Annotated in this window: 19 protein-coding genes and 1 pseudogene; 15 read left to right on the forward strand and 5 right to left on the reverse strand. The window is 35.8% G+C overall.

Going from position 1 to position 21849, the window contains the following annotated elements:
* Positions 1-12: 12 nt before the first annotated feature.
* Together qatC and qatD are read left to right on the forward strand one after the other, a co-directional pair.
* Positions 13-1299 carry a Qat anti-phage system QueC-like protein QatC gene (gene qatC, locus ACHUFV_RS23100; RefSeq protein WP_394238296.1) on the forward strand — a complete coding sequence of 429 codons (1287 nt, stop codon included), beginning with the start codon at positions 13-15 and terminating at the stop codon, positions 1297-1299.
* Positions 1286-2014: a Qat anti-phage system TatD family nuclease QatD gene (gene qatD / locus ACHUFV_RS23105; protein WP_394238297.1), complete on the forward strand. Its 729-nt coding sequence runs from the start codon at positions 1286-1288 to the stop codon at positions 2012-2014. Before qatC ends, qatD begins: the two co-directional genes overlap by 14 nt.
* Before the next feature lie 293 nt (positions 2015-2307).
* Here qatD and ACHUFV_RS23110 read toward each other — a convergent pair whose 3' ends face one another.
* Together ACHUFV_RS23110 and ACHUFV_RS23115 are read right to left on the reverse strand one after the other, a co-directional pair.
* Positions 2308-2892 (reverse strand): competence protein ComK, encoded by a 585-nt coding sequence (locus ACHUFV_RS23110; RefSeq protein ID WP_394238299.1) that lies wholly within the window; start codon positions 2890-2892, stop codon positions 2308-2310.
* Between the two features lie 248 nt (positions 2893-3140).
* Positions 3141-3410, reverse strand: a complete 270-nt coding sequence (locus ACHUFV_RS23115) for a helix-turn-helix domain-containing protein (RefSeq protein ID WP_394238301.1) — start codon at positions 3408-3410, stop codon at positions 3141-3143.
* Positions 3411-3741: 331 nt separating this feature from the next.
* On the opposite strand from ACHUFV_RS23115, the pseudogene galE reads away from it, so the two are divergent.
* The 9 genes and pseudogenes from galE to ACHUFV_RS23160 form a co-directional block, all read left to right on the forward strand.
* A pseudogene (gene galE / locus ACHUFV_RS23120) lies at positions 3742-4570 on the forward strand (UDP-glucose 4-epimerase GalE); the annotation flags it as partial.
* A 454-nt stretch (positions 4571-5024) separates the two neighbouring features.
* Positions 5025-8231: a dynamin family protein gene (locus ACHUFV_RS23125; RefSeq protein WP_394238303.1), complete on the forward strand. Its 3207-nt coding sequence runs from the start codon at positions 5025-5027 to the stop codon at positions 8229-8231.
* A gap of 14 nt (positions 8232-8245) precedes the next feature.
* The gene (locus ACHUFV_RS23130) at positions 8246-10201 is read left to right on the forward strand and encodes a dynamin family protein (RefSeq protein WP_394238305.1); all 1956 of its coding nucleotides are present in this window, start codon (positions 8246-8248) and stop codon (positions 10199-10201) included.
* Complete coding sequence (locus ACHUFV_RS23135; RefSeq protein WP_394238307.1) at positions 10198-11982, forward strand: dynamin family protein; 1785 nt, start codon at positions 10198-10200, stop codon at positions 11980-11982. Before ACHUFV_RS23130 ends, ACHUFV_RS23135 begins: the two co-directional genes overlap by 4 nt.
* Positions 11979-12377, forward strand: coding sequence for a hypothetical protein (locus ACHUFV_RS23140; RefSeq protein WP_394238309.1), 399 nt, complete (start codon positions 11979-11981; stop codon positions 12375-12377). The genes ACHUFV_RS23135 and ACHUFV_RS23140 overlap by 4 nt, the downstream gene beginning before the upstream one ends.
* Before the next feature lie 206 nt (positions 12378-12583).
* Positions 12584-13498, forward strand: a complete 915-nt coding sequence (locus tag ACHUFV_RS23145) for an endonuclease NucS domain-containing protein (RefSeq protein ID WP_394238311.1) — start codon at positions 12584-12586, stop codon at positions 13496-13498.
* A gap of 99 nt (positions 13499-13597) precedes the next feature.
* On the forward strand, positions 13598-14467 hold the full coding sequence (locus ACHUFV_RS23150) for a hypothetical protein (RefSeq protein WP_394238312.1): 870 nt from the start codon (positions 13598-13600) through the stop codon (positions 14465-14467).
* 4 nt (positions 14468-14471) lie between these two features.
* Entirely contained in the window at positions 14472-15080 is a 609-nt protein-coding gene (locus tag ACHUFV_RS23155; RefSeq protein ID WP_394238314.1) for a hypothetical protein, read from the forward strand.
* Between the two features lie 37 nt (positions 15081-15117).
* Positions 15118-15369, forward strand: coding sequence for a hypothetical protein (locus tag ACHUFV_RS23160; RefSeq protein ID WP_394238316.1), 252 nt, complete (start codon positions 15118-15120; stop codon positions 15367-15369).
* Positions 15370-15706: 337 nt separating this feature from the next.
* Here the strand turns inward: ACHUFV_RS23160 and ACHUFV_RS23165 are convergent, their stop codons facing one another.
* Complete coding sequence (locus ACHUFV_RS23165; protein ID WP_394238318.1) at positions 15707-16708, reverse strand: LLM class flavin-dependent oxidoreductase; 1002 nt, start codon at positions 16706-16708, stop codon at positions 15707-15709.
* Between the two features lie 162 nt (positions 16709-16870).
* Here ACHUFV_RS23165 and ACHUFV_RS27450 point away from each other — a divergent pair, with 162 nt between their 5' ends.
* Genes ACHUFV_RS27450 through ACHUFV_RS23175 form a run of 3 tightly spaced genes read left to right on the forward strand, consistent with a single transcriptional unit; the run spans position 16871 to position 18237 of the window.
* Complete coding sequence (locus ACHUFV_RS27450) at positions 16871-17254, forward strand: ATP-binding protein (protein ID WP_463516596.1); 384 nt, start codon at positions 16871-16873, stop codon at positions 17252-17254.
* Complete coding sequence (locus ACHUFV_RS27455) at positions 17241-17660, forward strand: magnesium chelatase subunit ChlI family protein (protein WP_463516598.1); 420 nt, start codon at positions 17241-17243, stop codon at positions 17658-17660. The genes ACHUFV_RS27450 and ACHUFV_RS27455 overlap by 14 nt, the downstream gene beginning before the upstream one ends.
* The gene (locus ACHUFV_RS23175; protein WP_394238320.1) at positions 17650-18237 is read left to right on the forward strand and encodes a transposase; all 588 of its coding nucleotides are present in this window, start codon (positions 17650-17652) and stop codon (positions 18235-18237) included. The genes ACHUFV_RS27455 and ACHUFV_RS23175 overlap by 11 nt, the downstream gene beginning before the upstream one ends.
* A gap of 422 nt (positions 18238-18659) precedes the next feature.
* On the opposite strand, the gene ACHUFV_RS23180 is transcribed toward ACHUFV_RS23175, so the two are convergent.
* On the reverse strand, positions 18660-19631 hold the full coding sequence (locus tag ACHUFV_RS23180) for a hypothetical protein (RefSeq protein ID WP_394238322.1): 972 nt from the start codon (positions 19629-19631) through the stop codon (positions 18660-18662).
* A 98-nt stretch (positions 19632-19729) separates the two neighbouring features.
* The gene (locus ACHUFV_RS23185; RefSeq protein WP_394238324.1) at positions 19730-20452 is read right to left on the reverse strand and encodes a CBS domain-containing protein; all 723 of its coding nucleotides are present in this window, start codon (positions 20450-20452) and stop codon (positions 19730-19732) included.
* Positions 20453-20829: 377 nt separating this feature from the next.
* On the opposite strand from ACHUFV_RS23185, the gene ACHUFV_RS23190 reads away from it, so the two are divergent.
* Positions 20830-21762 (forward strand): hypothetical protein, encoded by a 933-nt coding sequence (locus tag ACHUFV_RS23190; RefSeq protein ID WP_394238326.1) that lies wholly within the window; start codon positions 20830-20832, stop codon positions 21760-21762.
* Positions 21763-21849: the final 87 nt, after the last annotated feature.

Raw genomic sequence — 21849 nt, forward strand, 5'->3', positions numbered from 1 at the left:
GGTGAAATATCAATGGAATTAGTATACAAGTTTAATGCGGAAGATGATTACCCAGTTCCTGAAGGCGGAAAATTATGTGAAATGAATGATTATCGTTATACATTCTGGAATTCACAACTGGAGACATTACCCAACTATATAAGTACTAAAGGCATAGATTTATTGATGCTATCTTTGGCAGTATATGGTGCAGATCGGTATTTTTTACGAAAAGATGCAGTGGATGGTTGGAAAAGAGACATACATATCCATCTCCCAGTTTTAAACATTGAGAGTATGAATGAAAAAAAGGAATTGATAAAGGATATTCTTGATTTCCTAAGTGGAGATAACTGGAAGGTGAGTTTCCGCAAAAGGGACTTTACCGATAAAGAAAAAATGTATCGAGATAAATATGAAAAAAGTAAAAAAGTAAAGATCCAGACCAATAGAATATGTATGTTTTCTGGTGGATTGGATTCCTTTATCGGAGCTATTGACCTGCTACAGGACAATGCAAATGATACAATATTTGTTAGTCATTACGGTGGAGGTAAAGGCGTACGTGAGTATCAAGAGTTGTTGCAAAAGGAATTTATTAAAGAATTTAAAATCAGTGATAACAATTTCTTTTCATTCTTTGCTGCTCCCCCAGGAGGAATAGAAGATACAATGCGTACCAGATCCTTTATGTTTTTCTCTCATGCTATAGCTTTAGCATCCTGTTTTGAAGGAGATATCGATTTAATTGTGCCGGAGAATGGGTTTATTTCATTAAATGTTCCACTTACTTATTCCCGAATGGGCACTAGTAGTACCCGTACAACACACCCATACTATATGGGACTACTCCAGAAACTTCTAGACGAGTTGGGATTTAATACTCATATTAAAAATCCGTATCAATTTAAGACCAAAGGTGAAATGATAATTGAATGTAAGAATCAGGAGTTTTTGAAGAAAAATATTGCAAAAACTATGTCATGCTCTCATCCTGATGTTGGCCGAATGCGGGGTGAAAGTGAAACCCAACATTGTGGAACATGCCTACCGTGTGTCATCCGTAGGGCATCGATAAAGAAGGCAGGATTTGATGATAGTACACAATATTATGATCCGAACTTTACATCTGGAGATACGGCGAGGACAAATCTAAATTCCTATTTGCTTGGCCTACAGAAATATGATGATAAAAAAGCCTTCTTAACAATTCAAACATCTGGACCATTAATGGATAATATTGGAATATATGAATCAATCTATAAGCGGGGAATGGCTGAACTGAAAAGTCTACTGGAGGAATATAATGAAAAACCTTAAATACGATACCCATGCTCATATTGATTTGTATAAGAATATGAAGGATTGCATTAATTATATTGAAAGTTCACGTAGCTACACAATAGCCATGACTAATGTCCCTGATTTGTATAAAAGGTATATTAGAGAACACGCTAAATACAAGTATGTAAGATTTGCTTTAGGGTTACATCCTGAATTAGTTCACCAGTATAAATCACAAATATCAATTTTTCATGAATTTGTAAAAACAAGTAGATATATTGGTGAAGTTGGTTTGGATTTTACTAAGGGATTAGACCAAGAGCAAATTGAAGTATTTGAAGAAATAATGAGGGCATGTGAACAGCATAATGGCAAAATAATTAGTGTTCATAGTAGGCGAGCAGCAGATAAGGTAATGGATATAATAGGGGAATGTAATGGCAACAGAATTATTCTTCACTGGTTTTCGGGAACAATGAAGCAATTGGATAGGGCCATTAATATTGGCTACTTTTTTTCAATTAATACAAATATGCTTAATAGCAAAAAGGGAAGGGAAATAGTTAAACGAATTCCAACGGATAAGTTACTTATTGAGAGTGATGCCCCTTTCACAAATGCTACGAAACATAGTTACGATCTAGATTTTATTGATTCTATATTTACTAAAACAGCAGAGCTTTTAAATAAATCCGAACAAGAGGTTAGGGAAATTTATTCTGAAAATTTCATGAGACTTCTGAAGTCGTAAAGTCTTACATTTTAAATAATCATTGTCTTGAGAAATATTATAAACAGTCATTTCTTTAGGAAGAGCTTCCCTCAATGTCCATTGGGTGAACGAATCAATCCAGCAGAGCAGATGAAGGAGGTAGGGGACAGGACTTTGTCCCACCAATGTTTGAAAGGGTTTAGTTAGAAAAAGAACAATGACGCCGATTTTTTATCTGGTTTTTCAGAATAAGAGGAAAAGCATTAATCTTTCCCTCCATCAAACAGTGCGCACATTTTTGCTGATGCTTCCAATTCTAAGACCAGATATGTTTACTCTGTATCTAGTTCTACTAAATTTGTTTTCTTCTTCAATGTATAGTTCAACTGCCCTTTTTCTTTGACAAGTTGAATTCCACGGTCCTTTTCGTAGAAAAAGGTCAAGGTCTTGTTCATCTCTGAGTTTTTAAAAAAAGTGGAATTCAGGAACGCAGCTTGAGTGCGTTTTGTCTGAAGTCTATCTGGTTTCATGTCTATAATGAGCGAATGGCCATTTTTTGTGTATACGATGGTTTTGCTGTGATGGGTAGGATCGCTTTCGGTGCTGTGGATATGGGAATGAACAAGCCAAACGGTACCAGCCTTATCAGTAGAGGGACAGCGAATAAGGGCAATCTGATGCTGGGCAGATAGGACAACAGGCAGTTTGTTTTTCTTTTTCAACGTGTAACGGGCCGCTTCGATGGCGCCATCAAGGGTGGATCCATTTTGAAGAAATGATTCTTTTACAATATCATCCGGAGATTGGGCAACAAGAAACGTTTGCGTTCCTTCCAATACCTGTGTGTATTCATAACCATTGTGAAAATGTGAGGCAAGAGCGGATGTTAGACGATTAATGATGTATTGACGATACATGTGTCATCCTCCAATATTGTGGGGTAATGGTTGTTGCGGCACTTGCTTGTTATGTATTTTATTTTAAATAGGGAAGACCAATTACCTCCTGACGTGTGTATAGGATGATGGGTAAAGGAGAACTAGATGTAGTGAATCCATTCCTTATTGTTAAATATTTCACAATGAGGCTAAGATGAATCCGACGGAATCACAATAATAGTGATTTTCATGTGATTCCGTTTTACATGCTTTAGCTTGATGTTTAGTTACTCAGAGTCAGGGTCGGCTTGCTTCAGACATTCAAGCAAATTCGTCTTTTCCTCTAATTCTAGGACTAATGCAGAGGGGCGCATATGATATACATGAGCTATTTTTACCAATGTTTCAAAGCTTGGCTTGGACCGGTCATTTTCAAGATTACTAATTGTTTTACGGTCGAGCTTGGCTTCGAATTCCAACGTTTCCTGGGTCATACGATTCCTTCTTCTTAGATCCTCAAAAAACTTGCCCAGCTTCATGGCCTCAAAATCTATCAAAGGCTAACTCTCCTTTTAACCTAATTAGATAATGAGACCCAAAAATCCACCACGCAAGGAAATGCGCAAAAGTTGGATGAAGGCAAAATTGATGAAATAGGCATGGTGCTCACGTTTCGAGAATGATAAAAGAAAGGTGCAGCATGGAGTCTGGATGATTGTCAGTAACTGAAGTTTGTGGCTTTAGAATACTAGGAAAATATGCTTTTTCATATTCGATTTTACCCTCTGTCAGGAGCATCTGTCAGAGTTTTTAGTATGTAGGGAAATCTATATGAATTGTTTTGGATTTGGAAATTTGTGATAACTATCTATCAGGAGGGATACAAAAATGGCAATACTAGTAACCGGCGGAGCAGGATATATTGGCAGCCATATGTGTGGAGTTGGTAAACGCAGGGTATGAGGTAGTGGTTGTAGATAACCTATCCAATAGTAAGATGGAATCCTTGTCACGTGTGAAAGAAATCACCGGGAAAGAGATTTCTTTTTACCAAGTGGATTTACTTAGTAGACAAGGTTTAGAAACGGTATTTGCTGAAAATAAGATTGATGCCGTGATCCATTTCGCGGGTCTTAAGGCAGTAGGCGAATCTGTCCAAATACCGCTGCATTATTATCACAATAATATAACGGGGACCCTTATTCTTTGTGAGGTAATGAATCAGTATGGTGTAAATAAAATGGTGTTCAGCTCCTCTGCCACTGTGTATGGTGTACCGGAAAGCGTACCGATTTCAGAGAACTTTCCGCTAGGGTCGACCAATCCCTATGGCCGATCAAAACTAATGATTGAAGAAATCCTTCGTGATCTCCATACCTCAGATCCAAACTGGAGTATTTCCCTGTTACGATACTTTAACCCAATTGGAGCCCATGAAAGCGGAAGAATTGGTGAGGACCCAAATGGTATCCCTAACAATCTAATGCCCTATATTACCCAGATAGAAGTTGGAAAGCTAAAGGAACTGAATGTATTTGGGAATAACTATCCGACGATTGATGGAACGGGAGTAAGGGATTATATCCATGTAGTGGATTTATCGAAGGGACATTTAAAGGCACTGGAAAAGATTATGACTAGTACGGGTGTGAGTGCTTATAATCTTGGAACGGGAAAAGGGTATAGTGTGCTGGAAATGGTTGCTGCTTTTGAGAAGGCAAAGTTGGTCGACATTCAGTCCCCTTTTCCCTTTCTAGCCATGTCTTTGAAGCATTATTACGACAAAATCATCGGATATATAAAGCCATGCTCGAAGTTTCGCCCAAAGGTTGAAGAGACCATAGTTGCAACGGATAATTTCCACATTTGTCCTTCTTATGTGAGCCTTATGCTTCATTCCGCAGCCTCCACCTTAAAATATGTAAGAAACACATCCCGTTACTGTGACTTCCCGAAAAATCTGGTTTCACAAAATATTTCACGTAGTTATTAAAGAAAGGACCATGTTCGTTCACTAGTGCCACACTAAAGCTTATAGAGATTGTTTAATTCTGAAAATGTACTAATTTATTTAACAAATAAGTATTACTTTCATATATACTAGAAAGAAGTAAGAAACAGAAAATTCAAATATTTTAATAATGACCTGAGGTATTAAGGGGGACTAAAGGTTGAATTGGAAACAGCAAATTAAGCATGGGCTTGATCATTGGATTCGGCTTTGTCCAAATGAGGAGAAATACGCTTCCATAAAAAAGCAGATCATTGAGTTAACTGAGGATATTGAGGATGAGCTATCGATTATGGTTGTTGGTGAGTTTAACGCTGGAAAATCAACGTTTATTAATGCTTTACTTGGACAAAAAATATTATCTGCTGATGTAGTTCCAGAGACAGCAGTAGTAACAAAATTAACTTTTGGAAAGTCTAGAAAAGTCATTGCTCACTTTCTTGATGGCCATACGACAGTCTATGATGACATATGGTTTTATCAACTAACAGCTGAAAAGGATGGAAACTTTAAAACAATCCGTCATCAGCTTTCTTATGTTGAATTGCAGCTTCCATTAGAGATCCTAAGGGAGTTTACAATAATCGATACCCCCGGATTAAATGCAATCAACGAATATCATACAAAGGCAACAGAGAGATTTTTGGGGAGGGCGGACTTTGTAATCTTCCTGTTTCATGTATTACACGTAGGAACTAAAACGGAAATGAAATGGCTTAAGAAGTTTCATAAAAAGAAGATCTATCCTTTTGGAATCATAAATCAAATTGACCTTATGGAAGATGATGAGTTAGAAGATTTGATTGACTTCAATCAAGCGAATATTGGGCCAGTAGTAAAAAAGTTGGCTGGTGTATCTTCAAGGGATGCATTTAATGCACAGATACAAAAGGATGACCAACTGCTTGAATGGAGCAATTGGAAAGAGGTTGAACAGCTGCTAGATAACCTTAAAGCAGAGGTCGACAGGAAAATGGAGCACACCTATTATAGAATTCTAGAACCATTACGGCAAATGGAAAAGTTTTTTATAGAGTCCAAATTGTCTCTTCCGTTGAAAAAACTTAATTTAGATCAAGTAGCAAAGTTTATTGGCAAGGATATTCCAGAGCTACAATCAACCAAAGAGAGAATTAGTGCCAATCAGGAGCTTGTAAAATCGGTCAGTGATAAGTGGAACAACTTTCTAAACACGACTATTACTACCTTTTATCAGCTTGATGTTTTTCTAAGAAAATTTATGGCGCTTCATCTAGATATGCTTGGCCGAAATGCTTTTAGCCTAAACTTTAATCCTTTGCAATTATGGGAGGAAAGTGTTTTACCAGATTATGATAGGTTTTGTGAGGATCGAAAAGAATTAAATGATAAGATTACTAAATTGAACGAAGAAAGAGAGCGTTTGGAAGAAAGTTGGAACAAGATTTATAAAAGCCGATCACTTAGGAAAAAGAAAAGTTTGAAACAACTTCAAAAGAGAATTGACCTGTTCCACCATGAACTTGATCGAATTGAATGGAAAAGGGGAGCACTTCTCAATCTTTTTAAAGAAATGAACTTCAAAGTAAATGGCTTTAGAAATAGCATAATCACGATAATTGAAAATGATATTAATTTTTATGTAGAACAAGAGAATGAGGATATTGTAAATCTAAAGAAACAGCAGGAAAAGATAGAGGATTATTTTACTGATTTATCAAAGAGTGACCTGACTAATTTTGAGTTATTTTCGATTTATCTAGAAGACTTTCAGAGGAATGTGGCAAAGCCTCTGCAGGATGTAGGAAAAGTTTCTGAAAGAGCAGTTATAGCAGCCTATAAACAAGCAGACAATTATATTCAAGAAATAGTAAATATAAAACAAGAATTACCTCCTGAGGAGGTTTATGCTTGTTGGAGAAAACTGGAGGACTTAACAGTTGTAAATAAAATCAAGTATGAATTAATATCTCCCAATTTTATACCCATCGAGTTAAAGCATCACGATCTATTACCCCTCCCTAATAAAATGAATCACGACATACAGGTAGAAATAAATAAAATTCATTTTAAACAGATAGAATGGATTGCAGGTACTGTTTCCGCAACTATCCTTTCTACTTATATAGGATATTTAGTTTTTATGAATGTTGAAAATGAAAATCCAGTAGCAAAGGAGGTTACCAATACAGTTGCCGATAGTACATCAGTTGACCACAAACAACAACCTTTACAAGAAGAACCTCAAACCCCAATGACTAATTTTACAAAGGATGATATTGAAGTATTTCTCCAGTCCGTCCGCCAAAGGCTGAATGTTACACAGAATAGAACTGGGTTATTTACTGGTTATGGCTGGCTTGAGTATCAGCCTTATTATGAAGACACATCTAAAGGAGAACTTGTTAATTTTGTAGTGACTGATATTGAATATGGGTCGTATGAGGAAATCAAGGCTAATGTCAAAGAAACCTATAAAATAGAAGGCGTCACAAAAGAATTCGAATCTATGTATATGCTGTCAAATATGCCTAGTTCAGGGAATGATTTAATGATTATTGGATTTACGTATAGCCTTGCTAATCAAACAGAAGAAGAAATCATCGTAGAGAATTCCGATTTTGAAGCTTTCTTAAATAATTTTAGAAACAAGTATATGCAGGCTTTGAATACTGGAAATTCAATTTACATTGATGATTTTGTTGAACAGGGAAGCCCTGCCCATAAAGAGCTTCTGGAATACATCGATTCAATTGCCGGAAAAGGCTACACATTTGAACATTTAAACTTTCAAGTGAATCAGGTAATGAAGGTTGAAAATAACGAATATAATGTTTCTACTTTTGAAAAATTTATATTTACTGATGATAAAAATGAAAAGACAGATTATGAGAGGACAAAGGATTATCTAGTCAAGGTTTTACCAGAAAAATGGATGATTATAAATAATATAACGATTATTGATACAAAAAGGGAAAATATTAATATCCCAACTGTTCAACTAGTAACGAATCAAAATGTGAATGAATTCATTCAAAGTTATTACATAGCGTTCGAAAGTGCATTTAACGGAAGCGGCTTTAGCTATGTTCAGAACTATTATGACCCGAATGGCTCAGGATATCATTTGGCGGAATCTTATATTATCAACGCAAACAGCAAGAATATGCGGATGAGTAATCTAGAATTGAATATTGAGTCCGTCTCTCAAGCAGATGATAATCATTACGTGGTTATAGCTAATATTGCTGATGAATATTCTTATCAGGATGGAACGGGGGATCGTAAGAAAATACGTGCTCATTATAAAGTGGGGGTAACACCGAACGGAAATATGATGATTTCGGAAGATCCAACGATTGAAATTTTAGAAAAAGTTGAGTTTTAGGGAGAGTGGGCTGCATGGGTTTTTCATTGAATTATTATAGGATAAAGAAAATGCAATTGCTGAACCAACTCGATAAGCTGCAGGTCGTGCTTCAGGCTATGGGGAATGATACCTATTTAAAGAAGGTTGAGGAACTTAGGAATCAAGTAGAAAATGAACATTTCCAAATTAGTGTTGTAGGAGAATTTTCTCGTGGAAAGTCAACATTTATCAATGCCTTATTAGGGAAAAAGTTCCTACCTTCATCAGTAAAGCCGACCACCACTGTATTAAATATTATTAATTACAGCAAGGAGCCATTTATCAAACTCCATAATCGAAAAAATGGTGAGGAGTATATCTCTGAAGAAGAATTTAAAAGACTGGTTGCCCCTAGAGAACCTATTGTGGGCGACAATGAGTCCGAAAAGCAATATAAGGAACAGGTAGATTATATTGGAAGTATTAAATATGCAGAAATAGGATACCCACTTTCCTTTTGTCAGGAGGGAGTACGGATTATCGATACACCGGGGACAAATGATCTTGACCCTGCAAGAGAGATGCTCACAAACAGTATTATTCCACAATCTGATGCTGCTATTATCCTCCTTTCAGCCACTATGATACTTAGTGAATCTGAAATGAGTTTTCTGAAGGACAGAATTCTTGCGAATGACGTCCAAAAGATTTTTATTGTAGTAAATCATAAGGATCTATTAGCTTCATCTGAGGATGTTGAAAAAGTGTATAACTATGCTTATAAGAATTTGAAAGATATTTTACAAGAACCAAAGATATATATGGTTTCTTCGAAGGAAGCTCTTAATGCTCGTCGAAAGGCTACTGGAGAAGAACTTAAGAATATGCGGGGAAGACCGATATCAGTCAAGCCTTTTGAAGAATCAGGATTTATTGAATTAGAGTCGGCTTTAGGGGATTTTCTCCAGTTTGAAAGAGGGGCAGTTAAGCTGCAAAGACCTATCCAGCGTTTAGAAAAGCTTGTCGCTGAAGTACTTGAGAAGCAAATAAATTTTGAATATGGATCTTTAAATCAGCAAATGGAGGGCCTTCGAGAAAAAGTCAGATCATTTCGTAAGAGGGTTGAGCTGATAAGAAGGGCAGGGAAGGATTCTTTAAAGAAAATTGATATTGCATTAAATTTGGAAGAGTCCGAGGTAACTAAATGGTACCACGCAGAGTTAGTGAAAATTACAGAAAAAGGACTCGGAACATTTGAAGCCAACCGTAATCTTGGTATCGATGAGATTGGTGGCAAGGTGGAAAGGGAAATTGCTCCTCTCGAACGCAAACTACATGAGGATAAGAAAAAGAAAATGACGGAAACCGCAATACGAATCATTGAGGACATTAGTAGACAGCTGAACAATGAGTGGTTCAAGCTGGAAGGGGATATGCAAAGTCATGGCTTCTTAAATACATATAATTCTAAAGATATGGTTCAGTCTGATAGTCTATTACCGGAAACCATAGCTAAGCGCTCCATATTTAATGATATCTTCGATGATTTAGGTACGGCTTGGGAAACAGAGAATAGCTTTATTGGGAAATTGGCTATCGGTGCAGGTTATATTGCAGCTACAGTGATTGGGGCTACTTCTTTTCTTGTTGGAGGGTTATGGGCATGGCTGACCGGCGATACAGAAAAGGAGAAATTCCGCAGGAAGCTTACTGAACAGATGAATTCTACTGAAAAGAAACGCCGCCTTCAATTTAAAAGTGAATGGGATGGAATGGTAAACGCAATATCCAAACAATATCGCGACATTGTGAACGAAAATGTTCAACAGGTAGAGAACCAATTGAACATGTTGTTGGAGAATGCTCAATTAGAGGAGACTGAAATCAATGTAAAGAGGGAACTGTTGAAAACTAGATCCCACACATTAATGCAAGTTCAGACCGATGTCAGAGGTTTGTACCATGAGCTCATGGATCCAGTTAAAGAAGAGGACGGTGTTAAACCATGAACTATACGGTAGAGAAGGATTTACTTAAGGAGAAGGCATGTAAGCTAAAGGAAAGTCTGACTTCCCTTTTACCTGCGAGTTCACAGTTGAAGGCACTTGACGAATTAGAAGAAGATTTAGATCAAGACTACTATACCATTATTGTGGTCGGACAATTTAAACATGGAAAGTCAACGTTCGTCAACGCGCTGCTTGGCAAGGACATAATGCCAAGGGATGTTACACCGACAACAGCAACGATCAATGCCGTGTTCCATTCTGATACTCCGGAACTTCAAATATTAAAAACAGATGGTCAAGTTGAAAAAAAGGAGTTATCTACTGAGGAACTAAATCAATATACAGCTTCTATAGATTTTGATACGGAAGAGATTAAATATTTAAAGTTGTTTATGGATGCCCCATTATTGAAAAATAGAGTGGTACTAATAGACACACCAGGGGTGAATGACCTCAATCAGCACCGTTCAGATATCACCTTCCAGTTTATTCCACGAGCTGATGTCATTATTTTTATGACATCAATGGATGCAGCATTAAAGAAGTCGGAAAAGGTCTTTATTCAAGACTTTTTATTGAAAAACGGCATAGACAAAATCATCTTTACGGCGAATTTTATGGACCGGATAGATGAGGAGGAACTGGATGATACGATCGAATACATTGAGCGCAGAATTCAAAGCATTCTTGAAGGGGAAAATGCAAAACTCTATCCAATTTCAGCCCGAGAAGCACTGGAAGGAAAATTGAATGGGAATCGAGATCTTCTTGATTATTCTGGAGTACCTGAAGTAGAGAAGGAAATTTCAAGAAGAATTGAAAGTGGCTCGCGTAGTATGGAAAAACTGGAGAGGTTCCAATTACGGCTGAAGTCCATTGGTGAAGTAGTAAAAGGTGAGATTGTAACAGCTAATGAATTATCTTCTAAGTCATTAGAAAGTCTCGAAGCTCAGCTAGAAGCCGTTAAAGGGTGGTTTGCTAAGCAAGATATATGGCAAACACAAATACAAACTTATATTAAGGAACGCCGCAATGAAATTAAATTCATGGTGCGGAAATCCGTACAATTTTTCGGGGATAATGTTCGTACTGATATTGAAAACAGGATACAGCTATACCATGGAGCTGATATAAAGAGTTTAGTTGAATCACAGATTCCAATTACAATTAAGTCACATTTCAATTCATGGGTTAATCAATATAGTGAGTATATACATGAGCTACTTCGTAAAACTCAAGTAGAGGTGACAAAAGGACTAACGTCATCTTTTAAACAAAATGTTCATATTCAGGAGGTTAGAGGCTCTAATCTGCAATTTGCTGAATCAATACCTATATTAGAAGCAAAGACAGGAAACGCAAATGTAAAGGCAGGATTAATCGTTGGGGGAGTCAGTACGATGGCCATACTGTTAGGAGGACCATTCTTCTTGCCGATTGTTGGGATGGCAGGTATTCCATTCTTAGCGCAAAAACTGGCTGAAAAACAGTACGAGAAAATTAAGCCAGAACTCATTGCAGTTACTGCCAGTAAAATTGACCAGCTTGTAGATAACTTTTTGGATCAATTATATCGCTATATAGAAAATACGCTGAATCAAATCGAAGTTAAGTCTTTAGAAGAGTTCTCTAGGCTGATAGGTTCATACGAGGTCCTTTTGAAGAGTGAAATTAAAAGCAAGCAAAAGGAATCAGCAATGATTCATGCATTCAAAGACCGGCTTTCTGAGCTTGAAAGTCTGATAGAAGAGGAAATTCTGAGAGGAGTAAAAGCACAATGAGTGATCAAAACTATTTAACGTTATCTGATGCCTTTGACTATGATTTTGGGCAACCAAACGATACCATGGATGATACCTTTCATGAGGCCAATGATTCTTCTCTTTCTAACTATCATGGTATTAGCTCATACGATGGTGCTAACGATTTCATGGATTTTCAAGATCCTTTAAAGCATGCGTACAAACACCAATTTCAACCACTGACTCTGGAATTAGACAATACACATTTTGTCAAGCCTCATGAAGTCAGTGGGTACATTAGGGCAGATGGTACCTCTGTAGAACCTTATTATCGTGATGGAGATGGGAATACCATGATTGACCGTACAGTTGAACAAGGCGGAGGGTATTTTAGAAGTAATCCAGATGGGGATCCTTTTAATAATTTAAGGTAGTAGAGGTAAGAAAAAACTAGTTCTTCTTTTACCTTAAATATGAATATCTTTAGTAGGTTTCTATTATTAAATGGAGACTTAGTGAATTTTGTAATCCTAGGAGGGGGCACCTATACTTTTGTGCCTCACTCTATTTTTATGATATTCAAAGATGGTACAACATAATCACATAATATTTATAGCGGTAATTAATGGAGGAGAAATTCGTGAATTTCTTAATTGGTTATAAAGATGCTGAAAAAAATTTTGGCCATGAAGATCCCATGTTAAAGGAATATACATACGGAGAATCAGGAGCAAATAAGGAAAAACTAATAAAGGTTCAAAAAGGTGATTATTTATTTTTTCATAAGACCATTCATGATAAACGTTACATCACTGCATATTATGTGATTGAAGATGTAATGCTTGTTAAAAATGCAAAAAAGAATCGATTACTAACAAATAAATACGAAAATCCACATCTAAAAAAGGAAATCGAACAACTAACCGAAACTGAATGCGTAGCATTTGGAAATCCCATTTTTTCTAAAATCCTACATGTTCCCTTAGAAATCACACCGGAATTATTAAGTGAATTGTCGAGGCCTGCCAACCTTAACCATAATCAAACTACTTTGTTAGCTGCTATTTCTTCTTCACTTCGTGCTTGGAAAGAGCTTAATAATTCAGATATAGATTATCTATTAAATTTAATTCAACAAAGTGAAAATAAAGGTAGATTAACAAACAACATTATAACTTCCGAAGAAGTGTTTCAAATTTTAGAAAGAGATATTGAAAAGTTTATAGCTTCGAACCCATCGATACTAAATCCAAATTATGTGTTAGAAAAATCCCAATTAATATTTTCAGATGAATCAAGATTGGATTTGTTATTAAAAGATTTTTCAAATGATGAATATATCGTAGTTGAAATTAAAAAAGGATTAATTGACCGAAACGCACTAAACCAAATTAAGCATTATATTAAGCTTTGCAAAGAAGAATTAAAATTAAGTTCTGTAAAAGGAATTTTAGTGGGAAGCGGTGTTTCTTCTTATTTTGAAGAGGATATTAGTAAGGCTAAAAAAGATGGAATAAATGTAAGGAGTTATGGTTGGCAGTTTGCCCTTAAATAAAAAATAAGATGAAATTAAACTTGGATTATCTATCTTATACTCTAGTTCTAACAACTACCTCAAGTGAGGAAAAGGTCACTTGATTTTGGAGGAATAAAAATGACGATTGCTGAAATTCATGGAAAACTTTCTCCTTATGAACATATGGAAGATTTGCTAACTTCTGATGTGTTTTCGACTTTTCGCTATCTCAATCCAAATATGGGGTTAATTCCTTTTCTAAAAAAAGCAGTAGGCTTTATTGATCAAGAGGTACCGAGTTTTTTGGAGGATGTAGAGGAAGCGGATTATATTTTTTGGCCAAGGACGAGCAAGTTAAATAGGGAACCTGATGTTCTCGTCTTACTAACAAAAAAGGATTGTTCAACTGTATCCATCCTAATTGAGGCTAAGTATACATCCGGTAAAAGCAATCTTATTCGAGAAGAGGGAATAACTGAGGACGGAAAAAATACAATTGAACATTTAGATGGAGACCAACTAGCGGAATTATACCAGGAACTTCAAAACGGTAATATTTATATCGATAATAGGGTACTAAGAGAAAGGTTCAAACAATCTGAAGGAAACCGTTATCTCTTTTATGCGACTGCTCATTATGCTCTTCCAAAAAAGGATTTGGATGAATCATTTGATATATTAAAGAAAAGGCACGGTAAACAACTTTGCAATCAATTTTACTGGGTTAATTGGATGAGTGTGCTTGAAGTGATAAAAGAGGTTGATGAGAAAGAAACCTGGGAGCATGCTCCTTCAACAAGACTATTATTGCTAGATTTAAAGGATTTATTCTATAGAAAAGGATTGGTTCCATACCATGGGTTTTTCCATCTTCAATTAAATGTTTCTGAGACAGCGTTCTTTTTCTGGAAGGAAGAGGATCAGAATACGGGAGAGCCTTTTTTATCAGGGATTGATGTTAGTACAATAATAAAGAAAGAACAGCCTTATTTTTGGGAGGGAGAATAACTATATGGCAACAGGAAGAGAGATTAAAGAGGTTTATGATATGATGAAAAGAATTTATGAAGAAACAAGTAAACTAGTTACTGTTGTCAACGATTTATTAGAAAAAGAAGGATATATAGCTGTCGGAGATGGTAGTGTCATGTGGGGGAGGTCAAGCCATTATCGTTCACCAAACTATTGGCTTCCTTATTTTATGCAGCGGGTCTTTGTGAAGGAAAAGGATTCTAAGAAAGGAATAGGGGTCAACATTACTTTCGACAGCAGTATGGATGGCCTAGAGAACAACGTTCCCTTTCTCACCTGTGGCTATCTTGAATTCCAGAAGGATAAGGTAGTGAAAGGGAACGGTCTATATATGGCAGGATGGACAGAACATCCTGAAGCGAAAAAACAAATGGACGGGAATCTTTGTACAACAAATTATAATGACGGTGTTATGACGAAAACCTATTTTCTGCCACTTGATTTGTTAACGAATCAAGTGAAAGTGAACCAATACATTATTCAACCTTTAGTTCATTTGTATAAGGGAGAATATTCTAAAGCAAGTAGTGTGGTTTCTGATGTTGCTATTGGGATAGAGGATATTATTGGAGTAAGGAAACCGTTTTAGAATAGTGTCATGTTTACTAAATAAAAGGAGGTCATATATGGAATTTATCGATTATCTCCAAAATAGACACAAACTGATGAAAGGTGAAAGAGAAATTAAAGAGGAGTCGGCTAGACAATATAATAATAGACTTGTGAATTTGCAAAAGCATAAGATCTATAATGGTGAAAAATATATTGATGAACAGATGTTATTCAAAATCAAAGGTCATTATAAAGACACTACGAATCACTATTCTAGGACTATAAAATATTATATTGAATATTTGAATCATTTAAGCCGAATTTAACGTAAAGCTAGAGTGCCTTATAAGGAAACAAGTTTTTTTTCTCCTGGGAATGGTGCCTGTCACTCACCCGAAAAATCTTGTTTCACAGAATGTTTCACATGGTTATTTTATTAAAGTAATTGTTTGAAGTGGACCTGGTAATCCTTAAGTGCATTTTGTATATCTTGTACAGACTCTGGTTGGGATTGTTCTATAATTCTAGGAGCTAATTCTTTGCCATAATAAACTTACCCAATCCATATATTCATTTTTTCAATAAAAAAACTAAACTGAGAAGTAGGAACGGTACGTTTTCCTACTTACACAGTTTAGTTTCACTCCCATTTTTTTTGTTCATTTAAGCGTTTCGAATGATATCTGCTACAATTTCGTAGGATTGTAAGCGAGTTTGATGGTCAAAAATTTGGCTGTTTATAATAATTTCATCTGTTTGTGTTTCTTCCACAAATTTTTCGAGTTTTGTTTTGACTGTCTCTCGGCTGCCTATGATTGAGCCTGCTAATTTTTGCTGTAAAATTGATTTTTCATAACTGCTACATAGGGCATCCATATCATCTACTGGAGGTTGAAGAGGGACTTGCTGATTACGAATAAGTCCAAGATGATGTTGCAGCAAGGAAGTTGATCGTTTTTCTGCTTCTTCATCCGTATCTGCAGCAATAATATTGGTACCAATCATGACATACGGCTCTTGTAAGATTGACGATGGTTTAAAGTTATTGCGATATAAGGCAAGAGCGGGCAATGTATTTTCTGGTGAAAAATGATTCGCAAAGGCAAAGGGAAGACCCAGTTGTGCAGCCAATTGAGCGCTATAACCGCTTGAGCCAAGAAGCCAAATTGGTATTTGAAGACCTCTGCCAGGGATGGCATTCACTTTCATATTCTCAGGGCTAAAATAAGCTCTAAGTTCTGCTACTTGTTCTGGAAAATCATGTCCATCACTTGTAACGTTTCGACGTAGAGCATATGCCGTAAGCTGATCCGTTCCAGGAGCACGGCCAAGGCCTAAGTCGATTCGACCAGGAAATAGCGTTTCTAATGTTCCAAATTGCTCGGCCACTACGAGTGGTGCATGATTAGGCAGCATAATTCCCCCTGAACCCACTCGAATTTTTGATGTATTCGCAGCGATATGACCAATTAAAATGGAAGTCGCAGAGCTTGCAATTCCTGGCTTATTGTGATGCTCAGCTAACCAATATCTTTTATAGCCCCAATTCTCTGCATGTTGAGCTAAATCTGCCGAATGTTTAAAAGAAGTGTTTGCATCACTTCCTTCAGTAATTGGAACCAAATCTAGGATTGAATACGCAATATCTTGTAGCGTTTTGTTCATTACTTTTTCAACTTCTTTCTATGATAGTATATTAATATAAGAGCATATGAATAGTTTATCAGTAATTAAGAAAGTTTAAAATAATTAAAGAATGGTGCCGGTCACTCTCCGAAAAATCATGTTTCACAACATGTTTCACGTATAAATTCAATCGAAATGATTGTGGAAAGGCTGTTATCCCCGCAAATAGCCCCCTATCGAAATCCTCATCACTCTTCCTCATCCATTTCCATTATTGGCGGAGGGACCACTCCAAAACCCGGCGAGATATCACTAGCTCACCGAGGTGTTTTGTTTCTCGATGAAATGGCAGAGTTCCCAAAGAAAACATTGGATATGTTAAGACAGCCATTAGAAGCGGGAAGGGCCACGATTAGCAGGGCGCAGTCAACGGTCACCTATCCTTCTTCCTTTATCCTCATCGCAGCCATGAATCCATGTCCCTGTGGATATCAGGGGTCCAACTCCCGCTATTGCACCTGTACAATAAAACAAGTTCAAGCCTATAAAAATAGAATTTCCGGTCCCATCTATGACCGGATTTGATATTTTACAATTTTTACATTCAGTGAATTTAGAGCAGCCAACGGAAAGCCGAACAAATTCCACAGATATACGTAAGCGAGTGGAGAAGGCTCGGGAAAGGCAGTATGAACGATATGAGGAGCAAGTTTGCAATGCAAAGGTACCTTTTGAAAAATTGCAATCAACGAGCCCTTTAAAGCAACATCAAATGAAATTAATTAGACAAATAGCAGTCAAACGGCAATGGAGTAATCGTGTTCAAATAAAAATTATTCGTCTAGCAAGAACCATCTCGGATTTAGAGGGAAATCGTCACATTACTGATGAATCCATTTGGCAAGCAATCAATCTACGACGGGAAGAACACCTAAAAGAGCAAATAATAATCGAACGAAACCAAGCTGGATGCCTGAAAGATGGTGATTAACGTGCCACGCGAAGCAAGAATAAAAAGTAAAACAGGTGTTTGCCATATCATTTGGAGAGGTTCGAACCGACAGAAAAGCTTTCATGATGATCAGGATTGGATTAAGTTTCTAGATATTCTCAAAAAATACAAAATAACATATCAACTAGCTATATATGCATGGTGCTTGATGGGAAATCATGTTCATCTGCTGATAAAAGCGGGAAATGAGGATATTTCCATAACAATGAAACGAATGGGAATAAGCTATGCCAAGTATTACAACTGGAAGTACAACACAACAGGCCATCTTTTTCAAGATCGGTTTAAAAGTGAAAATGTTGAAACCACTAGCTATTTTCTAACGGTGGTGAGATATACTCATCAAAATCTGGTAAAAGCAGGGATCATAAATCGTGTTGATGAATGGAAATGGAGCAGCTGCAGAAGCTACTACGGGAAGTCGTGCTATCCAAGAAATTTGTTGGACTATGAGCTAGTTTTAAGAAAGTTTTCAAGTCAACTGACTAAAGCCAGAGATAGATTAAAAGAATTTAATGAAAGAAAAAATAATGATAAGTGTTTAGATGAGCACTAAATGAAGGAAGATTATCTGATGATCAAGCAAGCTTGGAAATCAAGAAGTTGCTTGGTACGATTGAGATTGCGCAGGTCAAGAGCATGCCTAAAATACAGAGAAACGAAATATTGAAAATGGTTAAACAGATCGATGGACTGTCATTAAGGCAGGCAGCGAGGATTTTGGGGATTTCTTTGAGTTTGGTTTTTAGGGCTTAGAGGGTCAGGGAGCTTATAAGGTATAAAGTAGTTATATCGAAACGCGGAACCGTCCCGGCGTTTCAGAAAGCGTCGCAGGGCTTTGAAGAGCTAGCAAAAGGTATTGGAAATGGTAAAATTGTTTTTGAGAATCGGTCACTATGACGCCCCGAAAAATCTTGTTTCCCCCGCTGTTTCACGTGGTTGAAACAGCGGGGGAAACGCCGGAACCGTCCCCATATTTCAATTTGTTATTTTTTTCCAAAGTTTATGATATGCATCTTTTGGTGAATCTAAAATAGAAAGAGTTTCTCTGTCTATTAATTCCTTAAAAACCTCATTGATTTCAGTTTTAACTTTAAATATGATTTTGTTTCTTGTTTTTTCTAACTTGTTCATAATTTTTGTTAAACCGATATCATCGCTAATTGCCTCCCATACTTCTGTGGGAGGGTCAAAAAGTGCTTTCAACCGCATTCTTTTAAAATATGTTGAATCAAATTCAAAATTTAAGCCATTTATATATAATAACTGAATGAAATTATCTGTACCTTTATTTGTAATTTCTGAAAATTTTTCTTCAAGTGTTTTATAAATAATCCCCTCACTGAGTGCGTCGGCGAATTTAATATTCTCATCTTGATATTGCGAGAGCATATCATCTAAGATTTCTTTTATTTCTACAATCAACACGTCAATTGACATAAGTAATTTAATTTCAGGTAGATTATTTACATTAGTATACTTGTTAATTTGTTCTTCGTTTATTCTCTTTACTTCTATTAATTTCAGTTCATCAGATATTCTATTTTGCTCAGTAGATATGTTTTTTGCTTCTTCAGCTATTTCTATACCTTGTTTTGTAGCTATATAAATTAAATAACTAAAAATAGCAGTTATAATTACCCCTATTGATGTAATTAATACAGTAGTAGTCGCACTATAAACATCAATTTCTGATTTATCATAAGTGAAATGACTAAATAGAAAATCTTCAAATGGATAATATAAACAAATAATAATAAAAATAATTAATAGGCTAAGTAAGATCATTTTTTGAATTATATTTGAATATAAATCGTTATCTTTTTGTTTACCTTGAAATTGGTGTTTTTTTACAAAAATCAATAATACAGAAAAAATTACTCCTACTAATAAAAAATACCAACCTGGTTTGGCTAAACCCTCAAATATTATTCTAGTTAATTCGTTCACTGTATAAACCCTCTTGTCCTTATATATTAAAGAAGATCGTAATGACTAATACTAAGTCAATCAAGCATGTTGGTTGAGAAAAAGAAGCTATCTTCAGTTTAATCAGCGGTATAATCAATCTCAATTAAGTCCCATGCTGTTACAATCCCTAGTGGTTTTTCACTGCTATTACCATTTTCCGTTATAATGACCATCTCTATATCACGCTTTTCTTGGTGTGCCCTTTCATAAATGTCTTCAATCTCGAAAATATTCATTGATTTTGGAGCGAACACAATTGGATGATTATTTTCATGAAGAAGTATTTCTTTTACTGTAACATTCCCCAGATTGATGCTATTTTGTACAAGATTATTTGCAATCCATTCTAAAATCGAACCAGCTCGTAAAAGACCGATACATTCACCTTCCTGGTAAATGGGAAATTGAGAATAGGAGTATTCTTTTATTCCTTGAACTACTTCTTTCAATGTAGTTTTATCGCTAAAATGTACAGGTTTACTAGCAATTTTCAAAGCATAAAACGGTTGATCGAAGAAGTAAGCAATCTGTTCAATCTGATTAACAATATCTTCATGCGGCTCAGCGATATAGTATCCTATTTCTCTTTTATCATGAACCATTGCATTTCGTAATTTAGCAAACTGGTATAAATCATCTTCGTATGTACGTATTAATGAAAAACTTCTTGTTCCAGATCTAACTAGTTGTGTAAACCGATCTGTTCTAGAATCAACCATTCTTATTAATGCTGCATGTATCCGATTAAAAGAAACCTCAAATCGCTCAGATAAGATATTCGTTCGTAGTTCATTTACCATGTTAATTCCTCCGTTTATTCTAATTCCCTATTACTGACTTATTATTTGTTTTTTTAAACTATGAATAGAGGTGGATTAATAGTTTTAATATATAAAAAGTTGTAATATGAGCATATTATACTATAAATAACATTTATTTTGGGTAATTAAGAGACCGTCACATTGACGTCTCGAAAAATCTTGTTTCACATTATGTTCCACAAATCATGTTGTAAGATTTGCTGAATAATATGTCGCTCTATAAGGAGGAAACTGGAGAGTAGAGCCTTTTAGGCTTTAATTACTGCTCTTATCTTTAATGAAGCAGGATTAGAAAATTAAACTCAATCCTTTGCTATAATGATATATACATATAATTAATATTTAGGCGGGATATTATGACAAAAAAACTATTAAACATCAATAATATGGAAGGAGATAGTAAAGGAGGAACAGGGAATTCCTTTAAAGGATGGGATATAGCTATTTGGATTACACCCATTCCTATTTTGGGTTATGGTATTACCTTTTCTTATGAGTGGGGTGTTTCCCGTTTTTATGAATACCCAACTTCTTTTATCAGTTTGGATTCTACAACTGTAGCAAAAAATTGCTTGATTCTTGTCTTGATTCCACTTTTTATATTAATTTTTCCTGAATTGATACGTTTGTTTGATCGTTTTACATCGAAAGTATCTGACAAATTTCTAAAACGCAAAAGAAGTGAACAACCAGCCATAGTAGAAAGATGGATGAGAAATTTAATTATTTCATTCCTATTAGTGGCCGTGGTTGCTTCAAGTCTTGGAAAAGTATTAAACTTTTATTTTAACGGATTTATTCAATCTATTCCAATTGATAAAGAATACAAAAGTATATTATCTGAATTAACTTTTGGCGTATTGATAGTTGTAACTTTTTTAGCCATTCTCATTTTATATTGGGGCTGGCAATCCGTTTTTATAAAGAAAAATTATGTGGTGGGGATTCCCGTTCTTACTTTTTTCCTCTTAACCTATCCTTACTTTTCTGGATTCGCAAGTTCGGTTAGTAAATATTCCTATTATGTCATTGAAGGAGAAGCGGAAACCTATATTGTGTTGAATTTTGTGAAAGATAAATTGCTGATTGCTCCTCTTGACTTAAAAAATGGTACCATCACACCAGAATACTCCTTAATCGAGGCAAAAACAGATTTTGAACCAAAGGACGAAAAAGATGGGGAACAGCTAACATTTAATCTAGTTAACACCGGTACCTTATCAATAGGAAAAGTGGAAACAATTCGTGAAGTGAAAACACAAGGTCCAGATCCACTCATAGGGGATTAGGAACGGAGTGGTGCCTGGTGTAATAGATAATATTGTCGAAAGGTTTTCCTTTCGGAAGAACAAAAATACCCCAGTTTACTTCATGTA

The organism is Niallia oryzisoli (assembly GCF_043641075.1).
In the GTDB taxonomy this organism is placed as follows: Bacteria; Bacillota; Bacilli; order Bacillales; family Cytobacillaceae; genus Bacillus_BD; species Bacillus_BD oryzisoli_A.